The sequence below is a fragment of the Zhenhengia sp. genome, from assembly GCF_046966505.1.
Lineage (GTDB): Bacteria > Bacillota > Clostridia > Lachnospirales > Cellulosilyticaceae > Zhenhengia > Zhenhengia yiwuensis.
The window spans coordinates 255,694-267,705 of the sequence record NZ_JBKVCH010000001.1; the positions used below are offsets into that span (position 1 = coordinate 255,694).

Below are 12,012 nucleotides of genomic sequence, written 5' to 3' on the forward strand. Positions count from 1 at the left end.
TGCTTTATGCATTTGTACGGAGAAAAGATTAAAGCACTACCCTAAATTATAATTGACATCTTATATTACGTCAATAGGTTCTTAGCAACTTTTAGCTATTTCTTTAATTGTTCTTTAATGATATCTGTTGCTGTTTGTAATGCTTCATTCATTTTTGATGCATCTTTACCTCCAGCTTGTGCCATATTAGGGCGACCACCACCGCCTCCTTGTACGACAGGAGCAGATGCTTTAATAATATTACCACAGTGGATACCAGCGCTTACTGCATCATTTGTAGCCATTGCTACTAAGCTTACTTTTTCATCTTGGCTACTTGCAAGTACAACTACACCTTCACCTAATTTGTCTTTGAATGTATCTCCCATATTACGAAGAGCATTCATATCCATATTTGGAAGTGCTGCTACTAATACTTTAAGTCCTGCAATTTCTTGTACCTGATCAAAAATATTTTCTGCTTCAGCTTTCGCCATTTCTGCTTTAAGTTTATCATTTTCTTTTTGAAGCTCTTTGCTTTCAGCCATTAAATGCTCAACTTTTTTAGTAATACCATCTTTTTTAGCTTTAACAAGTTTAGCAACTTCATTTAATTCTTTTTCAATTTCTTGGTAATAATGGATTGCACCACGACCTGTAACTGCTTCAATACGTCTTACACCTGAAGCAACACCTGATTCAGAAACAATTTTAAATGTACCAATTTGAGCTGTATTAATAAGATGTGTACCACCACAAAGCTCTACTGAGTAATGACCCATGTCTACCACACGTACAACTTCACCGTATTTTTCACCAAAGAGTGCCATAGCACCCATTTTTCTTGCTTCATCAATAGAAGTTTCCATTGTTGTAATATCTAAAGCAGATAAGATTTTTTCATTTACGATAGCTTCTACACGTTCGATTTGCTCTGCTGATAAAGCTTCAAAGTGTGTATAGTCAAATCTTAAACGATCTTTTGTTACATTAGAACCAGCTTGTTCTACGTGTCCACCTACTACTTCACGAAGCGCTTTTTGAAGAAGGTGTGTTGCACTATGGTTACGTGCAGAATCAAGACGTACTACACTGTTTACTTTAAATGTAGCTGTTTCACCTTGCTTCACCGTACCTGCTACTACTTTACCATGGTGTACAAATTTACCACCCACAGCTTTTGTTGTATTTGTTACTTCTACTGTACCTGTAGCTGTTGTAATCGTTCCTACGTCACCAGCTTGACCGCCACTTTCAGCATAGAATGGTGTTGCTTTTGATACAATATACACGTCCATGCCTTCTTTTGCTTCTTCAATAATTTCTGTTTCTGTTGTGAGTGCATCAATAGTAGACTCTACTTCTAGTGTATGATAGCCAACGAACTGTGTTGATAAGTTTGTATCTAATTTGTGGAATACTGTTTCATCACTACCCATGTAGTTTGTTTCACCACGTGCATCACGACCACGTTGTTTTTGTTTTTCCATTTCATTTTTGAAAGCTTCCTCATCAATTGCAAGACCTTTTTCTTCTAAAATCTCACGTGTTAAATCGATAGGGAAACCATAAGTGTCATAAAGTTTGAAACAAGCTACACCATCTAATACTTTTTCACCTTTTGCTTCAAGTTCTTCAATATAAGTTGTTAAGATGTTAAGTCCTTGTTCAATTGTTTTGTTGAAGTTTTCTTCTTCTACTGTAAGAAGTTTTACAATATAGTCGAATTTATCTTCAAGCTCTGTATACTCATGTTTTGAGTTATCTACTACTGTTTTAACAAGTTCTTTTAAGAATAAGCCTTCAATACCTAAAAGTTTACCATGTCTTACTGCACGTCTAATAAGTCTTCTCATAACATAGCCACGGCCTTCATTTGATGGAAGTACCCCGTCAGATGCCATGAATGTTGCTGAACGGATATGATCTGTAATAACACGGATAGACATATCTGTTTTTTGAGATTGACCGTATTCTACACCTGCAAGTTCACATACATGATCACGGATTGCTTTAACTGTATCTACATCAAAGATAGATGTTACACCTTGCATCATAGCTGCAAGTCTTTCAAGACCCATACCTGTATCAATATTTGGTTTTGGAAGTGGAAGGTAAGTACCATCTTCTTGTCTATCAAATTGTGTAAATACTAAGTTCCAAAATTCTAAGTAACGGTCACAGTCACACCCTACCGCACAAGTTGGGGAATCACAACCAAACTCTGGACCTCTATCAAAGTAAATTTCTGAACATGGACCACATGGACCTGTTACGCCTACTTCCCAGAAGTTATCTTCTTTACCCATGAATACAATGTGATCTCTTGGAACGCCCATTTTTTCATGCCAAATTTCAGCTGTTGGCTGATCCTCTTCATAAACAGATACATAAAGACGATCTTCAGGAAGCTCAAGTACTTTTGTTACAAACTCCCATGCCCAGCTAATTGCTTCTTCTTTGAAGTAATCCCCAAATGAGAAGTTCCCTAACATTTCAAAGAATGTACCGTGACGTGCTGTTTTGCCGATATTTTCGATATCACCTGTACGAATACATTTTTGACAAGTTGTCATACGTGTCTTTGGTGGTACTTCTTGACCTGTAAAGTAAGGCTTAAGTGGTGCCATCCCCGCATTGATTAATAATAAACTGTTGTCATTTTGAGGTACAAGTGGGAAACTTTTTTTACGTAAGTGTCCTTTTGACTCAAAAAAGCTTAAATACATTTCTCTTAGTTCATTTAAACCGTAGTTTTTCATAAGTAATCCTCCTTATTCTTTATAAAAAGCTTCATAATACTCTTCAAGACAAAGTCCTAGCTTAGCCATTTTTTTAGCATGCCCTATACCTACATAACGATAGTGCCACGGTCTATAAGAAAACTTTGTATAGAACATCTTATCTTTAGGGTACCTAAGTATGAATCCATAAGATGTGGCATATTCCCTCATCCAATGGAACTGTGGACTTTCTTCATATATAGAAATACTATTATCTTGTTGCATATGATGAAGCGCAATGTCAATACAAAGCCCTAACTGATGCTCACTGCATCCTGGTGGCATAAGCGTTCTTCTTGCTTTTTCATAAGCAAGCTCTGCCTTAAGCCCCTGCCTTATATTTTTTTGAACTTCATTTTGAAAAAGCTTTTTTTGATAAGCAAAGCATAAGTAACCCCTGCGTCCATAAATAGATGGCAGGCCTTCTCTTTGCAAAGCTCTATTCATCTCATAAAAAGCTTCATAAACCTCTTTGACAAGCCAAATATGCATGACTGGGTCACAAACTAAAGACTCTGGAATATATAAAGCATCTAAAGGTCTATCTTCATTGACTATACTAAGTTTATACATAGAATCACCTCTTTTTGATTTCAAGGCAAAATAAAAAACCCCATCCCAAATTAGGGACGAGGTTTCTCGCGGTACCACCCTAGTTATACTCTACATAGAGTATCCCTCTTCAACTTGTAACGTAGTTACCCGTACATCCCTACTTATGGTTCAAGATGCATGCTCAAAGGCTGCTTCTATAAACAGGCATTAGAAAGCTCTCACCACCACTTTCCTCTCTGAAAACCCTTATTTATATACTATTCCTTATCTTCGCATTTCACTTATTCTATATATATACTTAGTACAGCTTCTCATATGCGTATTATGATACTGATTATAAGAAATAAAGGCATTTTTGTCAATGCATGTCTCCTTTAAAACCTATGAATAAATAAGCCGCTTCTAAGCTTAGGTTCAAACCAGGTGGACTTAGGTGGCATAAGTCTATTAGCATCAGCTACCTGTATAAGCTCATCCATAGTAGTCGGGCAAAGTGCAAAAGCAATATCCATATCTTCATCTGTACGCCTATTAAGTGCCTCTATCCCTTTGATACCTCCTATAAAATCTATTCTTTTATCTGTCCTTGGATTCTTAATATGAAAAATAGGCTCTAAAATTAAATCTTGTAAAATAGCTGTATCTAGCCTTGCTACAGGATCCTTTTCATTAACCTGATTATCCTTAAGGCTCAGATTATACCAACTTCCCTTATATCTCATCCCTATATGATGGGGTCTAGATGGATGGTATGTCTGCTCTTTCATCTGAGTAATATTAAATTGTTTTTCTATGGCATTCATCAGTGCCTCTTCACTCAATTCACTCTCATCTTGAATCACACGATTATAATCTATAATGTTTAAATCAGATTTTGGAAATATAACACCTAGAAAGTCTTCATATTCTCCTTCTTCCTTAAATACCTCTTTTCTTCTTACTCTTGCATAACTTGCTGCAGCAGCTAATCTATGATGTCCATCTGCTACATATAAATTCTTCATTTTATTAAAACAGGCTATTACTTCAGCTTGTTCATGCGGATTCTCTATACAGTATACCAATTGCCTTACTCCCTCATGTTCAAAATCATAAAGAGGTTTATGATCTAGCCTATACCTTTCTATAAAAGCTTTAAGCTGTGCTTCTTCTTTACATGCTAAGAAAATAGGCCCTGTATGCGCCTGACACTCTTCAATATGCAAAAACCTATCTTGCTCTTTATCCTCTCTAGTCTTCTCATGTCTTTTGATTTTGCCTTCATCATACTCCCTACAGCTTAGACATCCTACAATGCCATATTGGCTACTTGAAGATGTAATAAGCCCATAGATATATAGGCAAGGACTCTCTTCCTGTATCAGTATACCTACCTCTATAAGCTCTTCCAAAATGTTTCTAGCATACTCATATTGCTTCAGCTCTTGCCCTTTATAAAAAACTTCTGGTTTATCTATATGTAAAAAAGAATAGGGATTACTTTCTCCAATTCTTCTTGCTTCTTCTTCACTTATTACGTCATAAGGTAAGGCTACAACCTGCATTGCATAATCTATTCGGGGTCTGTAAGCCCTAAAAGGCTTAATAGAAATCATCCCATATCCCTCCTTTCTATCTTATTTAGTTTTATTAAGAAGAACCCTAAATTATGTCTTATTTTTCTTTCAAGTAAAAAGTCATACTAAAAAGGAGTAAGGCATTTAGATTGCCTTACTCCTTTTTTTAAATTCTATCTTTCTTTGTATAATGTGTATGTAGCAGTTCATGTGCCTTATGACTCATTGGATGTCCAAAATAAGTGTCATACATTTCAATTACTGCTGGGTTTTCATGAGACTTACGTAGTGGTTTATGCTCATCTTCCCTATAAAGTGCCTCACGACGTTTTTGTACCACTTCAATATTGCCATGATGATAAGGCTGGCCACCACCGCCAACACATCCTCCTGGGCATGCCATCACTTCAATAGCATGGAAACCTCTTGGGTTACCGTTTCTTAATTCTTCCATAAGTGTTCTTGCATTGCCAAGGCCATGTGCAATACCAATCTTTAGATCTAAGTCTCCCACTTTTACAGTAGCTGCACGTACACCATCAAATCCTCTTAGCTCTTCAAAATCTACTTTACCAAGACTTTCTCCTGTTACTTTTTCATATGCTGTACGTACTGCTGCTTCAATAACACCACCTGTGGTACCGAAGATTACAGCTGCACCTGTCGACTCCCCTAATGGATGATCAAATTCGGCTTCTTCTAAACTATTAAAATCAATATTAGCCTGTTTAATAAGTGCCGCAAGCTCTCTTGTTGAAAGTGTAATATCTACATCTTTCTCAAACTCTGGTCTATCTGCTTCATACTTCTTAGCTAGACATGGCATAATAGAAACTACTATCATTTTCTCTCTTGGAATATTCATTTTTTCTGCAAAATAGGATTTTGCAATAGCACCAAAGATTTGTTGTGGAGATTTTGCCGTAGATGGATAATCTAATAAATCACTAAATTGTGTTTCATAGAAATTTACCCAAGCAGGACAGCAACTTGTAAGGATTGGAAGATGTACACTCTTATCTCCTTTTATTGAACGTGTTAAACGGTCAATCAGCTCTGCACCTTCTTCCATAATGGTCACATCTGCCGCAAAGTCTGTATCAAATACATAATTAAAACCAAGTTCTTTTAGTGCTGCTACCATCTTACCTGTTACAAGTGTACCTGCTTCCATCCCAAACTCTTCCCCAAGTGCAGCACGAACAGCTGGCGCAGTTTGAACTACTACGACTTTGTCTGGATTTGCAAGTCCACTTAGTACATCACTTACTTGTTCATTTTCACAAAGTGCTCCCGTTGGACATACAGCTACACATTGACCACATTGTGTACATACTGTTTCTTCAAGTGGCAGACCAAAAGCTGTGCCTACAAAGGCATTAAATCCACGATTTACACCTGAAAGAGCTCCTACAGTCTGTACTTTATTACACATTGTCTCACATCTACGACACATAATACATTTATCCATATCACGCATAATCGATACGCCTAATTGTTTTGGATAAGTAGATTGTGCATGATTTTCATTAAAGGCTACATCACGGATACCAAACTTCACAGCCATATCTTGCAGCTGGCAATTCCCAGCTTTTTCACAGCTTAAGCAATCCTTTGGATGGTCTGAGAGCAAAAGTTCAAGTACCATGCGTCTAGATTTCATAACACGTGGTGTATGTGTCTTAACCACCATACCATTTATAACAGGTGTTGCACATGCTGGTGCCAGATTTTTTCTACCTTCTACTTCTACAACACAAATTCTGCAAGATGCAGTCTGACTTTTCATTGCTGTACCATGTAAATTAAGATAACAAAGGGTAGGAATTTCTACACCTACTTGTTTTGCAGCATCAAGAATAGTTGCACCTTGATTTACCATGGTTTCTTTGCCATCTATTGTAATTTTAAGTTCTGACATCTTAAACTCCCCCCTATTCTCTTACAATAGCCCCAAAACGGCATTTAGTCATACAAGCACCACACTTAATACATTTAGTTTGGTCAATTGTATGTTGTTGTTTTGGACTACCTGAAATTGCATTTACTGGACAAATTCTTGCACACGCTGTACAACCTATACATTTATCTGTTATGTTGTACTGAAGTAATGCCGTACATTTACCCGCAGGGCATTTATGATCTCTTACATGGGCAATGTATTCATCTTCAAACGCTTCAAGTGTAGATAAAATAGGGTTTGGTGCTGTTTGGCCAAGTCCACAAAGTGCTGTATCTTTAATCACCTGGCTCAGTTCTTTTAAAGTCTCTAAATCTTCCATCGTACCGTTACCAGCTATAATCTTCTCTAAGATTTCAAGTAAACGCTTTGTACCTACGCGGCAAGGTGTGCATTTACCACAAGATTCTTCTTCAGTAAATTCTAAATAGAACTTAGCAACAGCTGGCATACAGTCTGTTTCATCCATAACAATCATACCACCTGAACCCATCATAGACCCTTTTGCAATAAGGTTATCAAAATCTATAGGTGTATCTAAGTCTTTTTCTGTCAAGCAGCCACCAGATGGTCCTCCAGTTTGAACAGCTTTAAACTTCTTACCATCTTTAATACCGCCACCAATATCATAAATAACTTCTCTCAAAGTGATTCCCATTGGTACTTCAATAAGCCCTACATTGTTAATTTTACCTGCTAAAGCAAATACTTTTGTACCCTTAGATTTTTCTGTACCAATCTTACTAAACCAATCTGCTCCCTTAAGAAAAACAACAGGTACATTAGCGAAAGTTTCAACGTTATTTACATTAGTAGGCTTACCCCAATAACCACTCTCTGCTGGGAATGGTGGTTTGGTTGTTGGCTCACCACGCATACCTTCCATAGAGTGGATAAGCGCTGTTTCTTCTCCACATACAAAAGCACCCGCACCAAACTTAATTTCAATATCGAAGTCAAAACCTGTACCCAAAATATCATGACCTAGTAAACCATACTCACGTGCAGCTAAAATCGCTGTTTCAAGACGTTTAACAGCAAGTGGATATTCTGCACGAATGTAAACGAGCCCACGATTTGCCCCTATAGCGTAACCACAAATAGCCATAGCCTCTACAATAGAGTGCGGATCCCCTTCTAGAATAGAACGATCCATGAAAGCACCCGGGTCCCCTTCATCCGCATTACATACAACGTATTTCTGATCACTCTTGTTTTTATAAGCAAACTCCCATTTAAGCCCTGTAGGGAATCCACCGCCCCCACGTCCACGTAAACCTGACTTCTTCATTTCATCAATAACTTCTTGCTGAGTCATAGAAAGAACTTTACCAAGTGCCCCGTAGCCATCTCTTGCAATATATTCCTCAATATTTTCTGGATCGATAAAACCACAGTTACGGAGTGCTACACGCATTTGTTTTTTATAGAATTCCATATGCTTGGAATCTGATACACTATCACTTGTTGTTGGATTCACATAGAGAAGTCTTTCAACTTTTCTACCTTTTACAATATGTTCTTTTACAATTTCTTCTACATCTTCTGGTTTTACCTGTACATAGAACGTATTATCTGGAAGAATTTTAACAATCGGTCCTTTTTCACAAAAACCAAAACATCCTGTTGTAAGTATCTGTACACTGTCTTCCATACCTACTTCTTTAATATGTAAATTAAGATTTTCTACAATTTCCTTAGATCTTGAAGAAATACATCCTGTACCACCACATACTAGAACGTGCATTGTATATTTAGACATTTTTAGGCCACCTTCTTTCTTTACTCATCAAGGGATTTATGAATAGCTGGTATAATACCATCTGCCATTTCGCCGCCAAGAATATGTTTCTCTAAAATTTCTTTTGCTTTGGCTTTATCTACATTTCCATAGACAACTGGCTCTTTCCCTGGAAGTGTAACTTCAATTGTTGGCTCTGCATAACAGTACCCCATACAGCCACTTTGTGTAATGACTACATTTTCGATGTCTTCATCTCTTATAAGCTCTGCTAAATAGTTCATCACTTCTCTTGCTCCTGAAGCAATCCCACAAGTTGCCATTGCAACACGAACGACTACCATATTTTCAACATTTTCACCTTTTACTCTTAGATCAACTTTATTTTTTACATTGTCTCTTAGTGTTTTAAGCTGATCAAGTGACATAATTTTAGTCATAGCTTTCCCCTCCTGAATTAATCTTGGTACTCTTTAATAATCTCTTTAACCTGTTCAGCTGAGTTAATGCGTCCATATACTTTATCTCCAATAAGTACAACTGGCGCAAGGCCACATGCACCTACACACCTTAATGCATCAAGCGAAAACTTACCATCTGAAGTAGTCTGCCCTACATCAATGCCAAGCTCATTTTTAAAAGCCTCTAATACTTTATCTGCACCTCTTACATAACAAGCTGTTCCTAGACACACAGAAATAGGATATTTCCCCTTTGGCTCCATTGTAAAAAAGGAATAAAAACTTACGACACCATAAACTTGTGCTGTTGAAATATTTAACTTTTCACCAACGAATGCTTGGACCTCCTTCGGAAGGTACCCAAAAATAGATTGTGCTCTATGAAGTACTGAAATTAAAGCGCCCCTTTTTTCTGGTAATTCGTCAATAAATTTTTCGAGTTCTGCATACATTTCTCTTGCAAGCTCATTTTTGCAACTTTCACATGACATAGCCTATCCTCCTCACACTTTTATTACTTTTGGCTAACTTATTGAATAAGTAGCCAATATCTTCAATAACTTATTTATGAAAATACTACGCTTTTGTAGTATCATCATCACTTTTACACTTTACCTAACTTTTCAGAAAACCAAACAGTTGCGTTTGACTTAAGTATTCTAATTCTAAGAATTGCTCACTTTCACAAAGCGCTTCTAATGTATGCGCATCAGAACTTCTAAGTAGTTTATACCGGTTAAACTGTCTCTCAAAAACTTCCTGATTTCCCATCTTAGAGATCTCTAATACTTTGAAATCTAAGTCATCAGGTACTGTTCCTAGATTCGATAGAATACTATATGCACTTCGGTCTATATGAGCAGGATAAAGAATACCCCCACACTGTTTAATTAAGAGTACTAAGTCATAAATAGATAGATTGGTAGCTACTAGAAGCATCCTTTCAATTTCTCCTGCAACCTCTCCCTCTTCATCTAGTAGCCACTGGTGTCCAAATATATGTGTTTGATTTTTGATATAGGGCATATGCCCTTGTACTTCCTTTTCTATATATTTTGCAGCATCCAACGAAGGGAAGAGTGCAATAGCATGAAATTCTTCCATACATTCTATTTCCATCCCTGGGATAACTATAATGCCTTTCTGTCTTCCTAGCTTTACGGCAACCTCACAGTTGCCACAGCTTTGGTGGTCTGTAATGGCGATAATTTGCTTACCAAGTAAATAGGATAAATTAATAATGTTATTTAGGGTCATGGCCTCATCCCCACAAGGTGAGGCCGTGGTATGAATGTGAAAATCATAAGAAATTCTCACCCTATCCCCCCTAAAGTTTGGTCCATCCCAAACCTATAAGCGATCTCAAAGCTACTTAAAGGAGAGGTAAGAACGGGAATACCATTTTCCTGTGCTTTTTCAAGCATATCAGCCGTAGGCTCACTCCCCTCAGCTAAGATAATAGCCCCTATTCCTACCAAACTTGCAACCGCTATGGTATTAATATGTCCCTGTATAGTAATCCATACCATTTTTTCCTTGGCATGTGCCATTACAAAACTTAATAAATCCCCTACATATCCACCTGTTATCTCTTGATTTAGACCATCACTTTCACTTAATATACTCAAATTATATTTCTTTACTAATTCTCCTACAGTCATATCGCCCCTCCTAACCCTTAGTAGTTGGTAGAATTTTCTTTGTAAGTTCAAACATAGATTCTGATAATTCCTTAATACGTTTTCTAAGCATAAAAATACAATCCTCTACATTTGCACATCCCTTGACCACATCTTCTGCAAAGCACCTACACGTAGGGGCTCCACATGATCCACAGTCAATTTGCGGAAGCTGCTTATATAAACTTTCTATATGTTCCATCATTTCTATAGCAGTCTCTAAATCTTCATCTAATGAAAATACAGGTTTAGGGTCAACGGATATATTATAAAGGTAGGGGATTTCCTCAAGTAGAGTATCTTCTTGTATAGCCTTATCTCCTAACAGCTTACGCTCTTTCTCTACTAATTTCTTAAGGGTGTGCCTACTTACAAAAGGATTCTCTATGGTTAAGGCACCTCCTAAACATCCTCCTGTACAAGCAAGTGCCTCTATATAATGAATCTTTGACAAAGTGCCATCTTCTACTTTTTCTAGAATATCAATAACTCTCTCTATGCCATCTACAGCAATATGATTATCTATTTCATTATTAGAAACGCCTCCATTACGTGTTGCCCAGAGAATGCCATCTGGTGAAGGTACTCTCTTCTTTTCTTTTAAATAGGTTCCTTCCATAGTATGGATTACTTTTAGATAAATCTCCTGCATAGAGAATGCACCATCTACATAAGATTTTTCAAAGCCTTTAGGCTTATGAATATCTGTTGCCTTAGCAGGGCATGGTGAAATAAAGAATACGCCTACCTGACTTACATCTATACCCGCTCTAGCATAAGTTTCTTTTACATAGCGCGCAGCAAGCTCCATAGGCGACATAATGGGTAGGACATGGTGAATAAGTGCCGGGAATCTTCTTTGAATAAGTCTCATAATAACTGGACAGGCTGAAGAGATGACTGGATATTCTCTATCTGATTTCATATACTCTTGTGTATGCTTTGTAATAATCTGTGCAGCCTGACTCACTTCAAATACGTCTGTAAACCCAATGGTATATAAAGCCGCAATAATATTTTCTATACTTTCTCCTTTAGAGAACTGAGCATAGAAACTAGGAGCAGTTAAAGCGATACGGTAAGGATAAGCCTTAATCATTCCTATGCTATCCATAACTGCTTTCTTAGCACCGTTGTTACATACAGCAATACAGTTACCACAGTCAATACAACGGTCATTAATAATTTTAGCTTTTGAATCACGTACACGAATAGCTTCTGTCGGACATCTTTTAATACAGTCCGTACAACCTCTACACTTACTGCTATCTAGTGTTACAGAATGGCTATACATCTCT

Annotated in this window: 10 protein-coding genes and 1 other annotated feature; all 10 genes read right to left on the reverse strand. The window is 37.2% G+C overall.

The window, feature by feature from the left end:
• Nucleotides 1-95 precede the first annotated feature (95 nt).
• Complete coding sequence (gene alaS, locus ACLTBU_RS01270; protein WP_412217141.1) at nt 96-2,741, reverse strand: alanine--tRNA ligase; 2,646 nt, start codon at nt 2,739-2,741, stop codon at nt 96-98.
• Nucleotides 2,742-2,753: 12 nt separating this feature from the next.
• A complete protein-coding gene (locus ACLTBU_RS01275) occupies nt 2,754-3,335 on the reverse strand; it encodes a M15 family metallopeptidase (protein ID WP_320650294.1) in 582 nt (193 codons plus the stop codon).
• Between the two features lie 49 nt (nt 3,336-3,384).
• Nucleotides 3,385-3,597: a binding site (T-box leader), on the reverse strand.
• 94 nt (nt 3,598-3,691) lie between these two features.
• Nucleotides 3,692-4,912, reverse strand: a complete 1,221-nt coding sequence (locus tag ACLTBU_RS01280) for a DUF1015 domain-containing protein (protein ID WP_177669586.1) — start codon at nt 4,910-4,912, stop codon at nt 3,692-3,694.
• Between the two features lie 127 nt (nt 4,913-5,039).
• Nucleotides 5,040-6,794, reverse strand: a complete 1,755-nt coding sequence (locus tag ACLTBU_RS01285) for an NADH-dependent [FeFe] hydrogenase, group A6 (protein WP_249332426.1) — start codon at nt 6,792-6,794, stop codon at nt 5,040-5,042.
• A gap of 13 nt (nt 6,795-6,807) precedes the next feature.
• Entirely contained in the window at nt 6,808-8,595 is a 1,788-nt protein-coding gene (gene nuoF, locus ACLTBU_RS01290) for an NADH-quinone oxidoreductase subunit NuoF (RefSeq protein ID WP_249332425.1), read from the reverse strand.
• A 20-nt stretch (nt 8,596-8,615) separates the two neighbouring features.
• On the reverse strand, nt 8,616-9,014 hold the full coding sequence (locus tag ACLTBU_RS01295; protein ID WP_249332424.1) for a (2Fe-2S) ferredoxin domain-containing protein: 399 nt from the start codon (nt 9,012-9,014) through the stop codon (nt 8,616-8,618).
• A 17-nt stretch (nt 9,015-9,031) separates the two neighbouring features.
• Nucleotides 9,032-9,526, reverse strand: coding sequence for a complex I 24 kDa subunit family protein (locus ACLTBU_RS01300; protein WP_177669578.1), 495 nt, complete (start codon nt 9,524-9,526; stop codon nt 9,032-9,034).
• A gap of 124 nt (nt 9,527-9,650) precedes the next feature.
• Nucleotides 9,651-10,352 carry a PHP domain-containing protein gene (locus ACLTBU_RS01305; protein ID WP_177669576.1) on the reverse strand — a complete coding sequence of 234 codons (702 nt, stop codon included), beginning with the start codon at nt 10,350-10,352 and terminating at the stop codon, nt 9,651-9,653.
• A complete protein-coding gene (locus ACLTBU_RS01310) occupies nt 10,349-10,696 on the reverse strand; it encodes a DRTGG domain-containing protein (RefSeq protein ID WP_177669574.1) in 348 nt (115 codons plus the stop codon). The genes ACLTBU_RS01305 and ACLTBU_RS01310 overlap by 4 nt, the downstream gene beginning before the upstream one ends.
• Before the next feature lie 10 nt (nt 10,697-10,706).
• On the reverse strand, nt 10,707-12,008 hold the full coding sequence (locus ACLTBU_RS01315) for a [Fe-Fe] hydrogenase large subunit C-terminal domain-containing protein (protein ID WP_177669572.1): 1,302 nt from the start codon (nt 12,006-12,008) through the stop codon (nt 10,707-10,709).
• Nucleotides 12,009-12,012: the final 4 nt, after the last annotated feature.